The sequence below is a fragment of the Vibrio comitans genome, assembly GCA_024346835.1.
GTDB lineage: Bacteria > Pseudomonadota > Gammaproteobacteria > Enterobacterales > Vibrionaceae > Vibrio > Vibrio comitans.
On the sequence record AP024867.1, the window covers coordinates 393693 to 414344 of the forward strand.

Annotated in this window: 18 protein-coding genes; 6 read left to right on the forward strand and 12 right to left on the reverse strand. The window is 43.8% G+C overall.

All coding sequences use genetic code 11. The features are described 5' to 3' along the window. Positions 1-2: 2 nt before the first annotated feature. From OCU46_RS15610 to OCU46_RS15645, 8 genes are all read right to left on the reverse strand, one after another. Positions 3-1037 carry a FecCD family ABC transporter permease gene (locus tag OCU46_RS15610; RefSeq protein WP_208733551.1) on the reverse strand — a complete coding sequence of 345 codons (1035 nt, stop codon included), beginning with the start codon at positions 1035-1037 and terminating at the stop codon, positions 3-5. Then, positions 1034-2032 carry a FecCD family ABC transporter permease gene (locus tag OCU46_RS15615; protein ID WP_141271855.1) on the reverse strand — a complete coding sequence of 333 codons (999 nt, stop codon included), beginning with the start codon at positions 2030-2032 and terminating at the stop codon, positions 1034-1036. Before OCU46_RS15615 ends, OCU46_RS15610 begins: the two co-directional genes overlap by 4 nt. Next, positions 2032-2862: an ABC transporter ATP-binding protein gene (locus OCU46_RS15620; protein WP_244311422.1), complete on the reverse strand. Its 831-nt coding sequence runs from the start codon at positions 2860-2862 to the stop codon at positions 2032-2034. Before OCU46_RS15620 ends, OCU46_RS15615 begins: the two co-directional genes overlap by 1 nt. After that, positions 2863-3588, reverse strand: a complete 726-nt coding sequence (locus OCU46_RS15625) for a siderophore ferric iron reductase (protein ID WP_167495400.1) — start codon at positions 3586-3588, stop codon at positions 2863-2865. It abuts the gene before it with no gap. Positions 3589-3647: 59 nt separating this feature from the next. After that, positions 3648-5819: a TonB-dependent siderophore receptor gene (locus OCU46_RS15630; protein WP_141271853.1), complete on the reverse strand. Its 2172-nt coding sequence runs from the start codon at positions 5817-5819 to the stop codon at positions 3648-3650. 251 nt (positions 5820-6070) lie between these two features. Beyond that, positions 6071-7477 carry a TadE/TadG family type IV pilus assembly protein gene (locus OCU46_RS15635; RefSeq protein ID WP_141271852.1) on the reverse strand — a complete coding sequence of 469 codons (1407 nt, stop codon included), beginning with the start codon at positions 7475-7477 and terminating at the stop codon, positions 6071-6073. Beyond that, positions 7474-8046 carry a TadE/TadG family type IV pilus assembly protein gene (locus OCU46_RS15640; protein ID WP_141271851.1) on the reverse strand — a complete coding sequence of 191 codons (573 nt, stop codon included), beginning with the start codon at positions 8044-8046 and terminating at the stop codon, positions 7474-7476. Before OCU46_RS15640 ends, OCU46_RS15635 begins: the two co-directional genes overlap by 4 nt. After that, a complete protein-coding gene (locus tag OCU46_RS15645) occupies positions 8043-8540 on the reverse strand; it encodes a TadE/TadG family type IV pilus assembly protein (protein WP_244311421.1) in 498 nt (165 codons plus the stop codon). Before OCU46_RS15645 ends, OCU46_RS15640 begins: the two co-directional genes overlap by 4 nt. A 472-nt stretch (positions 8541-9012) precedes the next feature. Between OCU46_RS15645 and OCU46_RS15650 the strand changes: the two genes are divergently transcribed. The 5 genes from OCU46_RS15650 to yegD all read left to right on the forward strand — a co-directional run bounded on the left by OCU46_RS15650 (position 9013) and on the right by yegD (position 15366). Next, positions 9013-10260 (forward strand): imelysin family protein, encoded by a 1248-nt coding sequence (locus OCU46_RS15650; protein WP_141271849.1) that lies wholly within the window; start codon positions 9013-9015, stop codon positions 10258-10260. A gap of 74 nt (positions 10261-10334) precedes the next feature. Further along, positions 10335-11735, forward strand: a complete 1401-nt coding sequence (locus OCU46_RS15655) for a di-heme oxidoreductase family protein (RefSeq protein WP_167495399.1) — start codon at positions 10335-10337, stop codon at positions 11733-11735. Positions 11736-11747: 12 nt separating this feature from the next. Further along, a complete protein-coding gene (locus OCU46_RS15660) occupies positions 11748-12815 on the forward strand; it encodes an imelysin family protein (RefSeq protein WP_141271848.1) in 1068 nt (355 codons plus the stop codon). Between the two features lie 4 nt (positions 12816-12819). Next, complete coding sequence (locus OCU46_RS15665; protein ID WP_141271847.1) at positions 12820-13890, forward strand: DUF1513 domain-containing protein; 1071 nt, start codon at positions 12820-12822, stop codon at positions 13888-13890. Between the two features lie 123 nt (positions 13891-14013). Further along, positions 14014-15366 (forward strand): molecular chaperone, encoded by a 1353-nt coding sequence (yegD, locus tag OCU46_RS15670; protein ID WP_141271846.1) that lies wholly within the window; start codon positions 14014-14016, stop codon positions 15364-15366. 267 nt (positions 15367-15633) lie between these two features. Here yegD and OCU46_RS15675 read toward each other — a convergent pair whose 3' ends face one another. Next, positions 15634-16515, reverse strand: coding sequence for a LysR substrate-binding domain-containing protein (locus tag OCU46_RS15675; protein ID WP_141271845.1), 882 nt, complete (start codon positions 16513-16515; stop codon positions 15634-15636). A gap of 87 nt (positions 16516-16602) precedes the next feature. Continuing rightward, positions 16603-17613, reverse strand: a complete 1011-nt coding sequence (locus tag OCU46_RS15680; protein WP_141271844.1) for a S1 family peptidase — start codon at positions 17611-17613, stop codon at positions 16603-16605. A gap of 299 nt (positions 17614-17912) precedes the next feature. On the opposite strand from OCU46_RS15680, the gene OCU46_RS15685 reads away from it, so the two are divergent. Further along, positions 17913-18548, forward strand: a complete 636-nt coding sequence (locus OCU46_RS15685; RefSeq protein WP_244311420.1) for a sugar O-acetyltransferase — start codon at positions 17913-17915, stop codon at positions 18546-18548. Between the two features lie 65 nt (positions 18549-18613). Here the strand turns inward: OCU46_RS15685 and efpL are convergent, their stop codons facing one another. Together efpL and OCU46_RS15695 are read right to left on the reverse strand one after the other, a co-directional pair. Beyond that, positions 18614-19186 carry an elongation factor P-like protein EfpL gene (gene efpL / locus OCU46_RS15690; protein WP_141271843.1) on the reverse strand — a complete coding sequence of 191 codons (573 nt, stop codon included), beginning with the start codon at positions 19184-19186 and terminating at the stop codon, positions 18614-18616. A gap of 175 nt (positions 19187-19361) precedes the next feature. Beyond that, positions 19362-20582, reverse strand: coding sequence for a M28 family peptidase (locus OCU46_RS15695; RefSeq protein WP_141271842.1), 1221 nt, complete (start codon positions 20580-20582; stop codon positions 19362-19364). Between the last annotated feature and the right edge of the window lie 70 nt (positions 20583-20652).

Consider the following 20652-nt stretch of genomic DNA (forward strand, 5'->3'; position numbering starts at 1 on the left):
TTCTAATTATCCTTTGATTTTTTAATGAGCAAATATGCGAATAATGGCGCACCAATAAGAGAGGTTACTAGCCCTGCAGCAACCTGAGTGGGAGCAAACATTGTTCGACCGATAAGATCAGCAAATAGCACAAGTAGCGCCCCAACTAATGCAGAGTTGATTAAATGGTTGGTTGAACCACTGTGACTCAAACCCCTTGCTAGGTGAGAGGCAATCAACCCCACAAACCCAAGGGGACCAACAATAGCAGTCGCTAACGCGGCGCCAAAAACTGACACTATTAGCAGGATCAATTGCACTTTCTTTATTTCGATGCCCAAGCCAATAGCCACTTCATCACCCAACAGAATAGAATCCAAGCGCCTGCCATTGAGGAGCGAAGCACATAAGACTAGGGCGACGACCGCTGCCAGTAGAGACGCATCGCCCCAGCTTGCGGTATGCACACTCCCTGCCAACCAAGTCAAGGCAGACATGGCACTTTGAACTTCACCGTAGGTTAGAAATACAGAAGTAACCGCACTAACAAAGGCAGCTACGCCAATACCGATCAGAATAAACTTTAGATTGTGTGACTGTCCGCTAAGAGATTGAATAAGGAAAGCGGCACTCAAAGAGCCAGTAAACGCGATCACCTCTCTCCAATGAGTGAGCGCATCAGGGAACAGCATAGTCGCAATAACCACAGTCAAAGCAGCCCCTTGACTAATACCAATTAAACTAGGATCAGCAAGCGGGTTTCGAGTAATACCTTGTAGAATGGCTCCCGACAGCGCAAACAGGGTACCCGCTAATACAGCGACTAGAGTTCTGGGCAAGCGAAAATCAAACAGTATTGACGCCGACTGACTCGAATCAGGGGCAAGTATTAACCCCGCTACGTTAGACAATGAAAGGTCGTAGCTTCCCATGCTCAAGCTTGCGACAAACAAAATGACCAAGATAAGCATTAAGGCAAGGGTCACCATAACTGCTCGCGCATTACATAGAAACGAAACACCCAAGCGTGAAGAACGAATCACTTTAAGTTCCATCATCGAACCTTCACTTTAACCAATAAAACAAACAGCGGAGTTCCAAGCAAAACAGTAATAAGCCCCGTCGCTATTTCTTGAGGTTGGATTAAGTATCGAGCTAACGAATCCACAACCAACAGGTAACCTGCGCCTACAACGATTGAACATGGAATAATAGCTCTGTAATCGGCTCCAACGAGAATTCGCACTACATGAGGAATAACTAGGCCAATAAAGCCTAACGGGCCCGCAAGAGCAACGGATGCAGCTGTCAACACAACAACACACACCAATAACTGCCATCTACGTCTATTTACGTTGATGCCTAAACCTGTAGCGATGTGTTCCCCCATAGACATTGCGGTAATCGTCGGTGATAGCAAGATTGCACCAACCAAACCCAGAACGATCCACGGCAAACACCAAACTAAACTTTCTAGATTACTTCCAACAAGTGAACCAACTAGCCAAACGCGCATTTGCTCGAATGTTCGCTCATCAAACAGATTGAACAAAGAGAGTAGTGCTACGGTGAAAGCAGTATATGCAGAGCCCGCGAGTATTAGGCTCAAAGGTGAGGCGCCCCCTCTTGTTCGTGAAGCGATAGTCCATACAATAATGGCGCTCATTGCCGCACCAATAGCGGCAGCAACAGGTAGCCAAACTAAAAACATTTGACCGAAAAAACTCATAAATATAACGACTGTCAATGCTCCGCCAGACATCATCCCAAGTAGGCTTGGATCAGCTAGCGGATTGCGCGTAACCCCTTGCATTACTGCACCTGAAACGGCCAAGCTTGCGCCTACAGCGGCTGCGACTAGCGCTCGAGGTAAACGTAACTCGCGAATGATCAAATGCGTAAAATTGTTTTCATCGTAAGCAGCTAATGCTTGGAACACTTCAGAAAAGGAAACACTTTGTGTCCCGATAGATAAGTGCCAAAACAGAGTTAAAGTAAAACCTACAGTAATGACACAAAGGCTAACTATGAGCCTTATATTTATCTTAGGCATTACATGTTTCTCTGAGGTACGGCGGTAGGAATACAAATCTGACTACCTGTTTCAGGATCTGTCAGCACTTTTGCTTGTAGGCCGAAAACTTGTCGTAGATTTGAGGCGGTGAACACCGCTTCAGGCGTACCTTGAGCATAGATTTCGCCGTTCTTGACCATCACAAGATGGTCTGCATAAGAGGCCGCTAGATTGAGCTCGTGAAGCACAACCACCAAGGTTCTGCCATGGTCATGCGCAAGTTGGCTCAACAAAGAAAGTAGATCTACCTGCACTTTTAAATCTAGATAAGTCGTTGGTTCATCAAGCAAGATGATGTCCGTTTGTTGAGCAAGTACCATTGCAATCCAACAACGTTGCCTTTGACCACCCGACATTTCACTAATAGGACGATTCTGCAACTCTTCAACGTTGGCCATTTGCATCGCTTCTAAAACCGCTTCCTCGTCTTCAGTGCTCCATTGCTGGAAAAAAGACTGATGAGGATAACGTCCCTGCGCCACCAATTGCTTGACTGTTAGACCTTCAGGCGCAATAGGCCCTTGAGGTAATAGTGCCAATTGCTTTGCTACTGATTTAGGATTCTGTTTATTGATATCCTCGCCATTGAGCAGTACTTGCCCACTCATTGGTTTGAGCACCCTTGCCATACATTTCAATAGCGTTGATTTACCACAGCCATTAGATCCGATAAGTATGGTCAGCTTACCTGGTTCGATATCTAAGTTAACGTTTTTGAGTACAGGTTGAGTTTTTGCAGATGAACCATAGCCAACAGACAAAGCCTTAGCCGCAAATGTAATCTGATTAGATGAAGTTAGTTTTTCCACTTATGCTTTCTTTTGTTGTGTTTTATTGCTTTGCAATCTTGGGCAATCAGAACAAAGCGCTCCTCCCTCAACTCTATCGGCGAGGCAACAACTGCGCCTTACTCGAACGATAGGTTCATTTGGACTTGAAACAATGGTATTCCATATAGAAGTAGGTAGCTTCAACCCTTCAATCCAAAATTGCAGTTGCTCTAATAGAGTTGCGCTAGCTGTGCTTGGAGACAGTCGTTGCAAGTTAATCAAATTACCGAGCAGGTTATCGGCTAACAGTTGATTAGAGAAGTTCTCAGAGCACCGCGTTATGTCATTCAATCGTTTTCTGTACTGAGAAAACAACGCCTCTAAGTCAGTAGATACCCGCAGGATAAGTGACTCGATATTGTCATACTGCAAAATCTGCGTTTGAAACTGGAAACCGGAGATAAGGCAAGGAGACACTCTTTGGTGAAAGCTGTCAAAGGAAGGAGCGACGCCAGATTGATACACGGCGACAAATGCTATAGCCAGTGGCTGCCAACACAGTAAATCCCAAGTGCGGGTTGCCCAATATACTCGCCCAGCATCTGGATATGCCTGTCGTATGCTGTCATATAAATATTGAAGCGATTCCAACTCATCTTCAGACGAAGAAATCCAAAGCTCGCCTTCAGCGAACTTTGGATTACGGTGAGATTGGCCATCAAGGTAGGGTGATAAAGTTCTGCAGTTATCAAGTAAACCCTGCATCGGGCTTACTTGATGTACTTGAACTGCCTCACCTGAGGTATCAGGACTCGCTCTTAGCATTAGAAGTTGTAGTTAAAGTTCAACTCTACTGTACGTTCAGCGCCGTACCAGCAGTTGTAGATGTCGTAACAAGTGTAAGACTCTTCGTCAAACACGTTGTTCACGATTAGGTTAGCAGATGCACCAGACATAGAGCTATCTAAGTAACCAAAGTCATAGCCAAATGACAAATCTACGATTGTATAGTCAGGAACCTTGCCTTGGGTATTCGTTGCATCAGCATACATTTCACCTACGTAACGAACGCCTGCACTTGCACGTGTACCTCCAAGAGCACCATCGTAAATAAAGTAATTCGCCCACAAGTTTGCCATGTGCTCTGGAACATAAATAGGGGTAGTTCCTTCCAAGCTATACACCGAATCTTCTGTAATCTCTACATCAGAGAATGTGTAACTAGCAGTCACATCTAGATTTTCATTTACAAACCACTTACCTTCTACTTCAACACCTTGTGAAGTGATTTCACCGACCTGAACTGCTGGATCAACATAATCTACAGGGTTTGCAATAATGGCATCACTCTTGACAATTCTGTAGCCCGTGATCGTACTAGAAACAGAACGCTCAGGAGAGGTGTACTTTAATCCAGCCTCCACTTGATTGCTCATTTCTGGCTTGAAAGGATTACCTGAAGAGTCCAGGCCAGCCTGAGGTTCAAAGCTCGTTGCATAGCTGACAAAAGGCGCTATACCGTTACTGAACTCATACAAGCCACCGATGCGATATGAAAATTCATTCTCTTCGACCTTAGATGATCCGTAAACGTCACTGTCATTTTTAGCCGTATACAGATCATAACGTCCACCCATCAGCACAACAAAGTTGTTTAGCCTAATCTGATCTTGAAGGTAAAAACCTAACTGCTCTACTTCAATATCGTCATTCTGTGCGTACGTTTCAGTCAAAGAAGAACGGTCTAACAAATCATTGTTAGGGTTGAAAATATTAAAGTCATAAAAAGAACTGTCGCTAGAAGCAAATTCCTTATATGCGGAGTCTCCCTTCGATCGCTGGTAATCAACACCAAGCAATAAATTGTGCTCCCAGTTGCCAGATACTACATAACCTGAAAGCTGGTTATCAATTGTTATACCTTTTGAAGATTCGTCAGTGCTATAGATATTTCGAGAAAGATTTCCTGTGGACTCATCAAAGTCACAGTATTCGACGCCGCCATATGTGTAACAGCTGTGATACGTATTCTCTTGATACAGATCTGCCTGCATGTAACGGGCATTTTGCAAGAAAGACCAGTTGTTATTGAACTTATGATCAACCTTATACCCTACTAGCAAGAACTCACGCTCAAAAGTGCTCCAGTTCTTATCACCCACAAACGTATTCGGATTTGTGGATTCACCTGTTGGACTATCAACAAACATTCCAGATGCTGGCATAGCAGAGTTAATCCCCATAGAAGGGTCATTCTGATAGTACAGGTTGAAGTTGATTAGAGTGTTCTCACTAACATTCCAATCAATAGAGGGAGCAATTACATAACGCTCTTCTTCAGCATGATTAACTTGACTATCTTGTTTTCTAGCAAGGCCAATGAAACGATAATTGAAATTAGAGTCGCCAATCTGCCCCGTAGAATCTATGGAAGCTTCCATTAGATTACGAGAGCCCGTTCCAACACTTATATCAGTGTTTGACTCAGCCTGTGGCGATTTAGCGATCATGTTCACCATACCACCCGGTGGCATAGCACCGTACAGTACCGACGTTGGACCTTTAAATACTTCGATTTGTTGGATAGCAATAGGATCAATTTGTGGCTGCAGGTTCCAACCCGTCAGATATTGCAGAACTAAACCATCGTAATAGCTCTGATTGACGTTAAAACCACGAATATTGAACGTATCGTACATAGTGACAGAGCTACCTTTTTGCTCTGTTACTACACCAGGCGTATAGCGAAGCGCTTGGTTAAGAGACTTAACACCACGCTGATCTAATTGCTCATTTTCAATGATATTGATGGCTTGAGGCGTTTCTTCTGGCTCAAGGGACGTCTTAGTTGCCGTATTTCGATAGGTCTTACCAAGAACTGAAATGGTTTCAATATCTTGAGTTTGCTCTGTTTGTGCAAAAACAGAGGTTGAATTTAGCATCCCAGCTATAACAGAAAGGGCTATAAAGTTTGGCTTAAAGGTTTGAGTTAGCATCTTTTTCTGAATCTACAATTGATTAATTTATCGTCAATACAAATGATAATTAGTCACATTTGCATTCAATTGCAAGCATCATAAAGTCACTTGCAATGTTTTGCAACAGAAGAAAAATGATGCTGAATTTACAGAATAAGAAACAAATTGCGTTTAAATATATGGTTTCGACATACTCACACTATTAATAAGCAGTTGTTTTAGCTAATAAAAAAGCGCTTGGCAAACCAAGCGCTTTTGAAAATAACCTTTTACATCGTCAAACGAATAATGACGTCCAACATTTTATCAAAACAGGGACCAAGATCTCGTTCATCTTCTGCATAGCAATATAGACCCTGTTTTTGATCTTCCTCAAATTCATCTTTAGTCGCATTTCGATTCAACATTCTAGGATCATTCGCCATACGGTAGAGCATATCTTCCCCCGTGCCATGTCCCATACTATCTTTTAAGGAATCGCCGAGTCCTAAAGTAAATACATAGATACCATCTTCTCTCGCCTTGTATGCAATTTTTTCTGGAAGGTCGCGAGAAATGTCTTTAATTTTTTCTTCAAAACCACTTTTGCTCGAATAAGCTGTATATCCCGAGTTCCCAGCTCTCGGCCCACCTAGCAGTGGAAAAGAAACATTCTTAGTTGAATCAGGCGTATATTTTTCATTGCTATCAATCGAAACATATCGATATATATTGTCATCAGTGCTAGAACCACGGTCATCGGAGACATAGTTCCAACTTCCACCGCTCCTATAATAATAAGGAATACGGTCTCTCATTTCCGTAGCACTCCACAAACCCCGAGCTTCGTCGCCACCATCATGAGTCGAAGATATTGAGGAACGGTATGTATATCCACTTATCTCGAAATCATGAGTAAACGTGTTTGGAGCGCCATCTGTAAAGATAACTAGTACCTTTAAGTTGGCAGAAAGTGGATCTGAATCATCAAACTCTTTGTATCCTTGATAAGTGCCTTCTGAAGTATTTGTATAGTGATTATTGCCATCTGTTCTGTATGTCATAGCATCAATAGCATCGCTTACATCAGTACCTGAATATTTCCTCTCACTAGTATTAAAAGGAATGACTGTTTCGCCTCCATAACCGAATTGGCTAATAGCTACTCGATCAAATTCGGTATTAAAGTGGCTAAGAAACGCTTTAGATCTACTTTTCACTACATCAAATACATCTCTAAGTGATCCAGAGTTATCGACAACTAGAGAAATATCCACAGGTCTACGAATCACTCGCGATTCGGCACCAACAGTCCAATCAGTTATCCCAATCAAAGAAATAAAAACCGTAGGAATAGTGGTGTCACCTTGTATATCAACAGTAACATTGCCCCACTCATCAACATCAAACTGAAAACCAGTTAAGCTCGCATTACCTTCAAGAAAAGAGGTAGGTATGTTGGCAGAAAAATATCTCTCTGCTGCTTTCTTTGCCGTACTCTCTCCAAGTGATGCAGCCCGAGCAGCAGCAATACCTGCAGCATCAACCGCCGCAAATAATTTAGCTTTTGCTAAGTAGGCTCTACCTGAATCTATAGTCAACCCAGCCAATAAAAGCATTACAGGGAGGGCGGCAACCATTAATAATGAAACTAATCCCTTTTCTGTTCTAAAAGTCGTTTTTAGATTCTTCATCATAAATAAGTCCGTTCGTTCATAATGAATTCATTATCAAAAATAAAACTTGAGAATGCGCTGTATCTGTAAAATACCTCTACTACGTACACCGACTCCCCCTCTAAGAGCTCTAGTGGGAAGTTATCAATAGCCACGTCCTCTTCTCGATCCGGCAAATCGCAGGTGTTCACATTGGACTCAATCACCCAATTGCTACAATTGTCCCAAACGGTACTTTCAGCATTCAATCCAGAGTTGACCCATTTAACTTGTCTGGACACATAAGGGGATTTATCTGCATCTTCAAGTGTGACTACGTTGATAAATATTGTTCCATCACTAAACAGATCGAGAGGGTTGGCAGCGTTGGCGATGATATCCATCACATCTTCCTCGCTATAACTGCTTGTCCGAGATACCAAGCTCGCCCCTTCTCGACTCACATTGAGTAGGACAATTTTTGCCTGTAGAACGAGTGTTAACTCAAAGATAGCCATAAGGATTAGCAGCAGAATTGGAGTAATTAGTGTCATCTCTACAGCTGAGAAACCTTGCTGTATATTGAAGAGTCGCCTGTATTTTCTGGTCATACTTCATCTCCAAACTCTTCGTTCTTCATTGCTGCACTCACAGTAAATTTGTAGGTGCCACCTTCAATCAAAGGATAAAGTATCGGGCTCAATACAGGCCATTCACAGTCCAAATGAATAGAGATCAATTCTCCTGGGTCACCGAATCCAGCTACAGCATTCCCATCAATATCCTCAACTCGAATATCTTCAATCTTCATAACTTTGGTAAGCATCCCAACCGAGGAGCTAGAGATCTTTTCTAGAATGGCATTTTCACGCAGAGGTTCATCTTCATTAGGATCGAGATCTGTTCGCCCAGTAACAGCATAGCGAGCTCCCTCTCGGACAGCGTGTTGCATAGTGAGCTTCACATAACCAAACAAAGCAAAATCAATAATGGTAAACAAAATCAGCAAGAAAAGGCTAAAAACAACGGCAAACTCAACCAAGGCCAAACCGTTCTGCTTTTTTTTCTGCCGTCTAATGAGGCGGTAAACTAGTAGATTTTTCACGATATACATTCCATGTCATTGCACTTCAAGCAATCCTTATTACTAGGCAAAGCGTTACTGCTCTATTATTAGTGTAGTTACTCTAATTTTAAGTAAAAGGAATCCTTCAATCTGATTGTTCTTGATCAATACTTCCTTATTAAATGGTCTTATTTATTCATTTCGTAAATGAGTACTACCTACCTATAAAAGCCCAAACTGGCCTTTAACTGCCTAAACCACTCTTCGACCAGTTCACAATTGTATGATGTAACTATTTTATATTTCACGACTGTTAGCAACACTTCAAATCAAAATTGGTAATTATAACGACAAGATCACAATATCGGCTAATTATCCACCAATACAAACTAATTACATTTAGTTACATAAAATTACCACTTGCAATCATTCTAGAAATAAATATGATACCTATCAAACACAAATGAGAATTAAAACCATTTGTAATAACTAATGATTCAAGGACGATAGAATGTATAGAAGAATTACTCTTTTAAGCTCACTAGCGCTTACCGCCACCTCAAGCTTCGCAGCAGTTACTGAACAACAAGTTGTCGAACACTATGCAGACTTAGCGCATGCGGTCTACGAGGATTCACTGATCACCGCTAAAGTGCTTGAAACAAAGATCAATGCGTTAGTCGAATCACCTTCCGAACAAACTCTTGCCGAAGCTAAACAAGCCTGGCTTGATTCTCGAGTACCTTACCAACAATCTGAAGTATTTCGTTTTGGTAACCCTGTTGTAGATGACTGGGAAGGCCAACTAAATGCATGGCCTCTCGACGAAGGTTTAATTGATTATGTTGATGCTAACTATCAATCCGAACTAGGTAACGAAGGCGCGGTTGCCAACATCATTGCCAATGAGCAAGTACAAGTGGGTGCTGACACCATAGATACTCAGCGTATTACCCCTGAATTGATCGCAAGCCTAAATGAGTTAGGTGGTTCAGAAGCCAACGTTGCCTCTGGTTATCACGCTATTGAGTTTTTGCTGTGGGGCCAAGACTTGAATGGTAATAGCAGTGGTGCCGGAGCTAGGCAGTACACCGATTATGTTGTTGGTGATGCTTGTACAAACAACCATTGTGATCGTCGTGGAGAGTACTTACAGGCTACAGCAAAACTTCTTGTGTCTGATCTTGCTTGGATGGAACAGCAATGGGCTGATGGTGCGAGCAATAACTACCGCTCAGAATTGCTGGCAGACTCGTCCACAACGGGTCTAAGAAAAATGATGTTCGGCATGGGTTCTTTGTCTCTTGGTGAGTTAGCCGGCGAACGAATGAAGGTAGCTTTGGAAGCCAATTCAACCGAAGACGAGCATGACTGTTTCTCTGACAATACCCACAACTCTCATTACTACAACGAGCAAGGCATCTACAACGTGTATACCGGTATGTATCTGCGTGCCGATGGAAGCCTATTAACTGGCCCAAGTATTCATGAATTGGTGTCACAAGTATCCAAAGAAGAAGCAAAAGAAATCCAAGGTCAATTTGACCAAACAAGAACGCAAGTTCGTCAGCTAGTTTACTCTGCTGAGAAAAACAACACGCACTTTGATCAACTCATCGCAAGCAACAACGCGGAAGGTAATCAACTGGTTGAAGATTCGATCTCTGCACTTGTCGCTCAAACGGCTGCAATAGAAAAAGCGGCTGGGGTTATCGGCATTACTAGCCTGAATCCAGATACAGCTGATCACGAGTTTTAATTCGACGATCTTCACTCTGGGGCTCTTAGAGCCCCTTTTTCCGTTTTAGTTTATTGAAGTAGAAGTCTCTCGTTATGATCAAAGCCACCCTACTCACCCCTTTGTTTGCACCATTACTTTCTCTAGCCATTGCATCACCTGTTATGGCCTATGGTGTCGCTTCTGGTGGAAAAACTGGTATCAACAAAAGTGGCACCAATGCCTTCTCTCAGCCCGCTGGCAATCTTCCTATGTCAGATCGGCTGGATTTTAGCGTCGGCAATAGCTTCTTTAGGAATCCATGGGTACAAGCCCCTGCCTCCACTGATGCAAGAGATGGACTGGGCCCACTTTTTAATACTAATGGTTGCCAGAACTGTCACATCAAAGATGGCAGAGGACACCCACCAGAGGAAGGAGAGGTTCAAACGGTGTCTATGCTCATTCGGCTTTCAGTTCCTGCATCAAGTGACGAAGACAAGAAGCGTCTGATCACCCAAGGGAATATTCCAGATCCCACCTATGGAGCGCAGTTGCAAGACTTTGCTATTACTGGCGCCAAACCCGAAGGGAAAATACAGATCACTTACGCGACTCATGTTGAGACATTTTCTGATGGTTACACGGTCGAGCTTCGAAAACCTCGCATCCTGATCAGTGACTTGAACTATGGTCCTATGTCTGAAAACGTTCAGCTCTCAGCAAGAATTGCCCCTCCAATGATTGGCCTTGGTTTACTTGAGGCGATCCCTGACAGTCAGCTACTGGATTGGCAAGATATCAATGATAGCAATCAAGATGGTATTTCTGGTAAAGCGAATCAGGTTTGGGATGAGAAACAAGCAAAAACCGTCATTGGCCGATTTGGCTGGAAAGCAGGACAACCCACTCTAATGCAACAAAATGCGGCTGCATTTAATGGCGATCTCGGGATCACTAGCAATATCTTCATTGAAGAAAACTGCACTCAGCCCCAAACCATTTGTCAGGAACTTCCAAACGGAGGCTCTCCTGAAGTCAGTGACAAGATCCTGAACTTTGTCGAGTTCTACTCTCGACATCTAGCGGTTCCAAATCGTCGTGATACCGATGATAAATCAGTGATTCAAGGACAAGCCTTATTTGCGCAATTGGGCTGTGACAGTTGCCACAAGCCAAAGGCCGTAACAAAGGAACTAACCGACTTACCTGCTCTTTCAAAACAGACCATACATCCATATACAGATCTGTTATTACACGATATGGGGGAAGGTTTGGCCGATAACCGAGGTGAATTCATTGCCAATGGTCAAGAGTGGCGCACTGCACCACTTTGGGGGATTGGATACACTCAAGAGGTCAACAAACATACCTATTTCTTACATGATGGTAGAGCACGAAACCTGATGGAGGCGGTGCTTTGGCATGGAGGTGAAGCACAGCAAAGTAAAGAGGCTGTTCTCAAGCTAAATCAGCAAGAGCGCGATGCGCTTATCCGCTTCTTAGAATCTTTGTAGTAGGTATTGATTATGTCTTTTCCAATTAAAAAACTAAGCATGACGGCATTTGTATTTTCTACCATCTTGTCCGGTTGTTCGAGCAGTTCCCCTAACTCAAGCAATCTATCCTCTCTGGAATCGAGCCAGTTTGAGGTTACGCAGCATCCCAGCCAAGCGGTGTATCAGCTACAACATCAACACGCCGAACTGTTTTATTCGAACAGCGTGAATCTGCACCAAGCATTTCAAACACAATGTTTATCTAGTAGCGATGAACAGTCATTGACCGAACTGCAGAATCAGTGGCACAAAACCATGCTAGCTTGGATGGCCTTTCAAGGGCAAAGCAGTGGCCCTGAAGAGCTTCAAGAACTGGCTTGGAAAGTGCAATTTTGGCCTGACAAAAAAAATACAACAGGCCGGCAGATGAAAGCCCAACTATCTACCAACCCGAATGTTTCGCCCAAAGAACTGTCAAACCTAAGTGCCACATTACAAGGGCTGAGTGCCATTGAATGGCTGCTATATGATGAAATGGCTGAGGAATTTAGCTTAGAAAATCGCTGTGCATTGGGAGTCACTATTTCGAAGCGTTTATTACAAACCTCGGAAACTGTGCGTGACGCTTGGTCAATGAATCCATGGAAAGATCTCGAGGAAAAGCAGTGGAATGTGGAATACATTTCATTGCTTAATGACCAATTAGACTACATGCAGAAAAAACTCTCTCGACCACTCGCAAAAATAGGTAAGCCGCGTCCTTACTTTGCTGAATCATGGCGCTCACAAACCTCGTACGCCAATCTATTTGCCAATTGGCAGACTATTGACGCTTTAGTGCATGCGCCCAATGGCCTTATTGATATCTTGCAAGATGTCGACTCAGTATTAGCCGAATCAATATCTAGCACAATTAAAAGCTCTGTTAATAGTTGGCCTGCCAAGGCATCGTTGTTCTCAGATTTAAGCTCTGCACAAGGCTATCAGCGAGCATTGGCGCAATATAATAAGGTTGAGTACGTTCACTATTTAATCGCTACTGAAGCGGCAATGAAGCTAGGCATAGTCGTAGGCTTCAACTCTACGGACGGTGATTAACATAATGATAAACAGACGAACGTTCCTTAAATCTTCCTCCGCGCTAGGAATCACACTTCTGCCTGGTTGCGCTGTTTCACTAGCGAAAGAGCAACCTACCGCTATTGCTGGGTGCGCTACAGACGGTAAAGGGAACTACTTTGCCGCTGCAGTAACGCCTCAAGGTAAGCTAAAGTACTCTCACCCGCTTCCTGCTCGTGGGCATGGTTTGGCAAGTAATACTACCCACCAGCATCTTGCGGTGATTGCGCGTCGACAAGGCCAGTTTGTGGATATTATCTCACTCGACAATGGCCAGCTTGTTCAGCGGATCACGCCTGTACAGCATCGCTTTTTTTATGGTCACGCCGCCTATTCATCAGACAGTGAGACTTTGTATGTATCAGAGGGAGAAACCCATTCTTGCAAAGGTGTAATCGGCATTTACGATGTAGCGAAAGATTATCAACGGATCGGTAAGTTCAGTAACTTTGGTATTGGTCCACACCAAATAGAAGTGCTATCCAATGGTGATTTGGTCGTTGCGGTTGGCGGTATTCAAACCCAAGGTAGGAAAAAGATAAACCTTGATTCAATGCATTCGACCCTCGTAACCTTAAATAAGGATACAGGGAAAATCACCTCTCAAGCTCATCTTGAAGATCCTTTGCTCTCTATCCGACATATAGCAGTAACGCCTCAAGACCAAGTCTTTGTTGGCGTTCAATCCCAAGCCCCAGATGAATCGCTATCTTCTCTTGTCTTTACAAAAACAGACGCTGAATATCTCAATCCCCTACCATTAGATACCGAAGAATGGCTAGGGTTTGAGGGATACATAGGTTCACTTGCGGTAACTGACACAACCCTTATCGTCTCTTCGCCTAGAGGAAACCGAATTGCCCTATTTGATCGGCAAACAGGTAAGCTAAAGCAGGTGCGTTTTGTCGCCGATGGATGCGCTCTAGCATCAACCAAGCACAATTATTACATAGTGGATAACAAAGGCACCTTGTATACAGGTGATGAACAAGCACATAACGCCAGTGGAAGCCTCGCGGGGATCTACTGGGATAACCATTGGATAGTCATCTAAACTCGAAGTTTTCAATCATCAAAAGTTACCCTTTATTTCCCTCATATCCCCTTGACCTTCACTACCTAAACAAGGTTTAATTGCGCCCCTTTTTTGCAGCACTTACTGGTCTTTGGAGGACACATGGCAATAGGTTTTGATTACGGTACCGCAAACTGCTCCGTGGCACATATTATCGATAACCAAGCAATCCAAATTCCACTAAGCAATGGCGACAAATACATCTCGTCGACCTTATGTGCCCCAACCTCTGAGTCGGTCTCTGAATACCTTTATCGTCGCAAGAACATCATGCCGATCACACAGCCTGGTGAAGCCGTATTGCAGCGTGCTATTCGTGCTAACCGAGAGGAAGGCATCGATGTTATGGAAGAAGAAATCCTGTTTGGGCAACCGGCTCTAGATCTGTACTTAGAAGATCCAAAGGATGTCTACTACATCAAATCACCTAAGTCTTTCTTAGGTGCTAGAGGCTTGCGTGACGTGCAATTAGCCTTCTTTGAAGACTTGGTGTGCGCCATGATGGAAAACGTGAAATCTCAAGCAGAGCTATCTCTTGAAAGAGCGGTTGAAGATACCGTTATAGGTCGACCTGTAAACTTTCTTGGTCGTGGTGGAGAAGAATCAAACCAGCAAGCACAAGACATATTACTAAGAGCGGCGACCAGAGCTGGCTTTAAGAACGTCGAATTTCAATTTGAACCCGTTGCTGCTGGGCTCGACTATGAGAGCACATTAACCTCTGACCAAAACGTGCTAGTGGTTGATATCGGTGGTGGTACAACTGACTGCTCCATGATTCAAATGGGCCCATCTTGGCTTGGTAAAAGCGATCGAAAAGAGACGCTACTTGGCCATACAGGACAGCTTGTAGGGGGTAACGATCTCGATATCCATATCGCCTATAAGCAATTTATGACTGAGTTCGGTAAGGGAAGCCGAAAACAATCAGGCCTTGAAATACCTATTAGCCAATTTTGGCACTCTATTTTGATTAATAACGTTCAGGCGCAACGCGACTTTTACGGTAAAGAAAACCTAGCCCTACTCAAACAGTTACATCGTGAAGCGTGTGAACCAGCCAAGCTTGCAAGAATGATTGAAGTTCACCAAGGTGCGCTTGGCTACGGCATAGTGTCTCAAGCAGAAAGTGCCAAGATTGCTTTGTCTGAGAATGACAGCTATCTAGCCCAGATCAAACTTCTCAGTGAGGTGGTAGAGGTTCCGGTGTTGAGACACGAAATGGAGCAAGCCATTGAAGTACCTAAAGAGAAGATCACTAAGTTAGTTCTGGAAGCGGTTCAGCAATCGCAAACCACTCCAGACGCGATATTCATGACCGGTGGCTCAGCACGTTCTGTTGTGCTAAGAGATGCAGTACAAACAGTATTACCTAATGTGCCGGTAGTGAGTGGCAATTATTTTGGGTCTGTTACCGCAGGCTTAGCACGTTGGGCTGACGTCTGTTTTAAATAATATATAGAGACAATTCGCTTTTGAAAGCCCTCTAAATTCGGTCTACGCTTAACTATCAAGGCTAAGCGTTATCATTTATGAGGGTTAGAATGAATTTAAAGCCTATACAATTTGTCATCTTAGGGGTTATAGTTGGCTTCTTTATGAATAATCTTTACCACGTATCACAAGAAGCTAGGGCAGCTGATAAGGTTGCCAAGCAGAGTCACTCTCCTTTCTCCAACTGTTCAGTGGATCAAAAACAATCTTAGCGTCCAGCTGAGTGACTTATAGCGTGAGTTTGGGCTGAATAAACTCTATAAACGCCGAGATGCGTTTTGATACGTTAGAAGAGCGGTAGTAAACAGCGTTCACCAACTCTCGCCCTGTATTGCTGATCTTGTCACCTTCCAATAAGGATACTAGGCGCCCAGCCTGTATATCTCTATTCACCATAAAACCAGATAAGCACGCGATCCCATTCCCTTCAAGTGCCAACTGCCTCACTGTCTCTCCATTGCTTGAGGTAAAAGTTTGCTCTAAGGGAGAGAACCCCTTCAACGGCCAATCATTAAGTACCTTAACTCCAGCAAAACCTATGATGTCATGAGTAGAAAGATCGCTGGTTTGCTTTGGTATTCCTCTGCGAGACAAATATTCAGGCGAAGCCACAATATAGAGAAGACTTTTCCCTAACGGTTTGGCATGCAAGGTTGAGTCAGTGAGAGAGCCAATACGAATGGCGATATCCGTTTTCTTCTCTAGTAAATCAACAAAACCTTCATTGGAAGTGAGTTCAAGCTTAATGTCCGGATAAGCCTGATTGAACTCCTTAACAAGGGGGACTAGCTGATGAAAAACGAAAGGGCTTGCGGCATCCACTCGCAAACGCCCCTTAGGTAACTCCCCTCGAGAAACAATATCATCCTCGGCCTTTTGCAATTGCTGCAAGCCTAATCGAGCAGCATCAATGAACTGCCGCCCTTCATCCGTTAGTTCTACCCGTCGTGTTGTTCGGTTGAGAATGGACACGCCCAATTGCTTCTCAATCTTACTCACCGAGCGCGACACTCTGGCAACTTGAATATCTAATGCTTCCGCAGCGGCAGAGAAACCACCGCTATCAACAACAGTAACAAGGATTTCGAGATCATCAGAGCGAGTAAGCATGAATAGGTCTACTGTGGGGTTATTGTTGTGATTATAACAACAATAACCGGCCACTACCGAAAGGAATGTATTAAATAGGGAGGGAGATTAATGCTTTGGTCGGCGAGACAACAACCCGCGCCCAATGAGCAGGGCCATTAACCAAGCCCAAGATACACTGCCTCCAGAAGTGTCATCGAAAACACTGTCTCCGTCATCTGGCGTGTAATTTTCTCGATCAAATTCTGTGACCACAACTTGAGGTGTCACGCTTCCAGCCAGAACGTTTGCGATCCAATCTCTATACTCCGCCACTTCTGTATAAGCAGAAGAATAATCTGAGTCTGGGTTACCACACTGAGTAGGTCCATAACTGGTAATGCCTACCTGAACATACTGGCTACCGTTATACCAAAACAGTGGCCCGCCTGAATCGCCTCCACATGTGGAATTTAATAACTCAGTGTCTGAGCTATAGTCTCCAATTAAGCATAACTGCTTACTACTAATATCTGCAGAGCGACATTGTGAAGAGGACAGTAAGGATTGGGTTGTACCCTGAAGAATGTCGGCGTCATCATTGCCGGAGCGAGTATAACCATGCCCAATAACGATCATTTCTGTTCCAACTACATCATAGGTGGCGATGTCACTGGCCGCAGCTAAAGTCACGTAGTCTGCTGGGTCGACGGGCATAGGCGATTCGAGCTTGATAATCGCTATATCGTCTGGCCAACTTAGTGCTTCACTATCTACGAAAGTATCAGGGTAATAAAACTCGCTTGCGCGAATAAGTTGTACGAAACCACTTAAAACCTGCTGCTCGTCTTGCAACTGAGGAGCTATCGAAGTGTAGGTGTAGTAGTACGAATCTCCCTCTACACAGTGAGCAGCTGTGAGAACATGGTATTCATCTAGAATGGTGGCGCCGCAATAATTTTGATAAAGGCCAGACGTATTCAACTGATCAAAGTAGAGACTCGAGAAAGAGGGGAAAGCCTGAATAGAGACCGCGACGCCGTTAATGATGTACGTGCTCGCACCGCCTTCTGAGGCCGAAGCCTGAAGCGGCGAAAAGGTTATCACTGCGCACGCAGCTAATCTTAGTGCTTTATGCATACCCTACTCCATCATTTGGTGCACTCTGCCTGAGTTGTTCCTTCACTCAGTGATTTACCTTAACAAAAAGGGTTATCATCAGCCAGTTATTGCAATTCCCGCGTTACAACGGCAATTTAGTTTGTCTATTGAATATAGCGTTTTTAGTTTGGCTTTGCAGTACTATGTTTTACTCATATTCCCTGACAAAGTTCAAAAGGCGCGCACTAAAATTCACAAACAGTAGGCAATTCAATTCGTAACAATTCCTGTTTTCTCGACTAAAGCCTGATTTTTTGTATCGCTTGATTGATAAAGTAATGGCACTTGCTTTCAACATTACTACGCCCATGACTTTCATCGACAAACTCACTTCAAATGAGCCCTTCATCCATAAGTTTGACCGTGATGATAAAAAGCTTCAATCCAAGGCTAAGCGCCTCTGCTTTGAACTCAATAATTCTCATCCCGATGACATAGAACAGAGACAAACTTTCTATAAAGAATTGTTTGGTACTGTGACCTCTTTTATGAATATTGAGCCTCACTTTCGCTGTGACTATGGCTTCAATATTCATTTCAAAGGCTTTGCTCTTCTCAATTACAACTGCGTTATTTTAGATACCTCTGCCGTGCATATTGGTGCCAACGTGATGATAGGCCCAGGCAGTGTGTTAGCTTGTGTAGAGCATGCCATCGACCCTTATCAACGTTCTGCTGTAGGTCTTTACGCATCAAGCCCTATAACCTTGCACGACGATGTTTGGCTAGGAGCGAATACCACGGTATGCGGTGGAGTAACTATTGGCGAAGGAAGTATTATTGGTGCGGGCAGTGTCGTGACCAAAGATATTCCTGCGGGGGTCATCGCTGTAGGCAGCCCTTGTAAAGTCATGCGAACTATTACCGAGCAAGATAAGTGGGAATATCACGACCTATCTCCACTCGCTTTCTAATTAAAGATATAAAAAAACGCTGTTGCTCTAGAGCAACAGCGTTTTCATTTCATAAGGATGAGAGATTACTTCTCAGCACGACCCATGAATGCTTTGTCAGTGGTGTTCACGCGAACCTTTTCTCCACCAGCAATGTACTCAGGTACTTGAATAATAAGACCTGTAGAAAGCGTTGCAGGTTTAGTACGAGCTGCTGCTGAAGCACCCTTGATTGATGGGTCTGTTTCAACAATTTCAAGCTCAACAACTGAAGGCAATTCAAGCGCTACTGGGCTGCCATCAACTAGCAGTACGTAGATACCTTGTGTTTCTTCATTGATGAACTGAAGCTCTTCTTCAATGCTCTCTTTGTTGAAGTTGTATGGAGTGTAATCTTCACTATCCATAAACACATACTCATCGCCATCGATGTAAGAGAAGGTAGATGGGTGACGGCTGAAATCTGCTAGGTTAATGATTTCATCGGCTTTAAAGCTTTCGTCAGCTTTTGCGCCTGTCGCTACATCATACATACGCATGCGGTATAAACTTGCACCTGCACGGCCACTTGGCGTTAGTTTGTTGATTTCTTTAACGAAGTACACTTTACCGTTGTGCTCAATCGCAGCACTTTTTTTGATTTCACTTGCCTTAGGCATTGTTGTTCCCTTGTCTCAATTAGGATCTTTCAAGCAGAGTATACAAGGACAATTAGGGTTGATCATCCAATACTGCTCTCAAGGCTGTAAAACTGTGTGTAAAGTATCTTTAAACACACAAAAAAAAGAGCGCCCAATCGAAGCGCTCTTATACCAAGTGCTACATCACTTTAGATTAAAGGTTATCCAATCGAATATGACTGTTCTTTAGGTCATCGCGAGTAATACCCTTTCCGTCATTCATGCCATTGAAATGACGCAAGACTTCAGTGATCGCCTCAATAGAAGCAAGCAAGTCACCTGTGTGAGCAGACTCGGATGAAGTGTGCATGTTACGAATTGGGTAACCAATAGAGATTGATGCGCTATCAACGCCAGCCAGCGCTGCAGCCATACCATCTGTACCCATATCACGGCCAGAAAAATCCAATTGGAACGGGATGCCTTTTTCACGACACAAAGTATCAAACACTTGGACCAAGTACTCTGAAGCGACAGAACCACGACCGATAGTAAACCCTTGACCCATTTTCAGTGGATTCATGTTACGGCCACCAATACCAGGAGCTGCTTCGTAGTCATGATTTACGTCTGTTGCAATCAATACATCAGGCTTAAGCTCGCCCACGACTTGAGTTGAACCAAAACGACCAATCTCTTCATGAGTCGCGATAGTGTATAGTACACGTACGTTGTCTAGACCTTCAGAAGCAAGAGTACGAGCCACTTCAGTAACAGAAAAACAGCCTAAACCGTTATCAAGGTAAGCTCCAAAGAAAGTATCCGCGCCAACGCCTCGCTTGATAGGACGGTCGAGTAGGATTGGGTCACCTACACGTAAGCCAAGTGCTTCTACTTGTGCTTTGCGTTCCTCACCGTGCATTTGTAGCTCTAGATAGATCGATTCAGGCTTAATGCCCTGCTCACCAGTACGTTGTGATGGTGTAGAGAAATGAATAGCACCTAGTGCCTCAACCGTTCCACCTTTAATCACCTTATAAGCACCTAGCTTTTCCGGATCTTGGCAGAAGACTTGGACTTCATGGCCAATCAAAGTAGTCGGCAAAAATGAGTCCGTATTGATCCAAACCTTGCCGTCATTATCAATCTTGCGTACTTGCATACGAATTTTATCGGCATGGCCTACGATCATGACGCTAGTGAGATCATCACGACCAGGATGAGAATCAAACACGATACTCGCGTTACCCTTGAACTGATGAATACCCCAGCCTTCAGGCATAAAAGATTCAAACTCAGGCTTGATCACGCCATAGCTCATTGCCGCTTCAAACCCGATAGGGGAAGGTGCAGACAGTACTTTAGACATAAATTCAAACTGGTGTTGTGGCATCGGCTGTGCCCAAGGCTGAGCGTTGTTGCTTTCTGAAGTCATTTGGTAATTCTCATATCCATTTACTATTGGCAGTTAAACTAATGCCTGAGGCCAATGAATTCAAGGGATT

Bases quoted from the DNA above. Each gene is read 5' to 3' on its own strand.
- OCU46_RS15655 (WP_167495399.1), top strand. From the start codon at position 10,335: ATGATCAAAGCCACCCTACTCACCCCTTTGTTTGCACCATTACTTTCT.
- OCU46_RS15680 (WP_141271844.1), bottom strand. From the start codon at position 17,613: ATGCATAAAGCACTAAGATTAGCTGCGTGCGCAGTGATAACCTTTTCG.
- OCU46_RS15630 (WP_141271853.1), bottom strand. From the start codon at position 5,819: ATGCTAACTCAAACCTTTAAGCCAAACTTTATAGCCCTTTCTGTTATA.
- OCU46_RS15675 (WP_141271845.1), bottom strand. From the start codon at position 16,515: ATGCTTACTCGCTCTGATGATCTCGAAATCCTTGTTACTGTTGTTGAT.
- OCU46_RS15685 (WP_244311420.1), top strand. From the start codon at position 17,913: ATGGCACTTGCTTTCAACATTACTACGCCCATGACTTTCATCGACAAA.
- OCU46_RS15665 (WP_141271847.1), top strand. From the start codon at position 12,820: ATGATAAACAGACGAACGTTCCTTAAATCTTCCTCCGCGCTAGGAATC.
- OCU46_RS15610 (WP_208733551.1), bottom strand. From the start codon at position 1,037: ATGATGGAACTTAAAGTGATTCGTTCTTCACGCTTGGGTGTTTCGTTT.
- yegD (WP_141271846.1), top strand. From the start codon at position 14,014: ATGGCAATAGGTTTTGATTACGGTACCGCAAACTGCTCCGTGGCACAT.
- OCU46_RS15695 (WP_141271842.1), bottom strand. From the start codon at position 20,582: ATGACTTCAGAAAGCAACAACGCTCAGCCTTGGGCACAGCCGATGCCA.
- OCU46_RS15640 (WP_141271851.1), bottom strand. From the start codon at position 8,046: ATGACCAGAAAATACAGGCGACTCTTCAATATACAGCAAGGTTTCTCA.
- OCU46_RS15625 (WP_167495400.1), bottom strand. From the start codon at position 3,588: ATGCAGGGTTTACTTGATAACTGCAGAACTTTATCACCCTACCTTGAT.
- efpL (WP_141271843.1), bottom strand. From the start codon at position 19,186: ATGCCTAAGGCAAGTGAAATCAAAAAAAGTGCTGCGATTGAGCACAAC.
- OCU46_RS15660 (WP_141271848.1), top strand. From the start codon at position 11,748: ATGTCTTTTCCAATTAAAAAACTAAGCATGACGGCATTTGTATTTTCT.
- OCU46_RS15650 (WP_141271849.1), top strand. From the start codon at position 9,013: ATGTATAGAAGAATTACTCTTTTAAGCTCACTAGCGCTTACCGCCACC.
- OCU46_RS15635 (WP_141271852.1), bottom strand. From the start codon at position 7,477: ATGATGAAGAATCTAAAAACGACTTTTAGAACAGAAAAGGGATTAGTT.
- OCU46_RS15615 (WP_141271855.1), bottom strand. From the start codon at position 2,032: ATGCCTAAGATAAATATAAGGCTCATAGTTAGCCTTTGTGTCATTACT.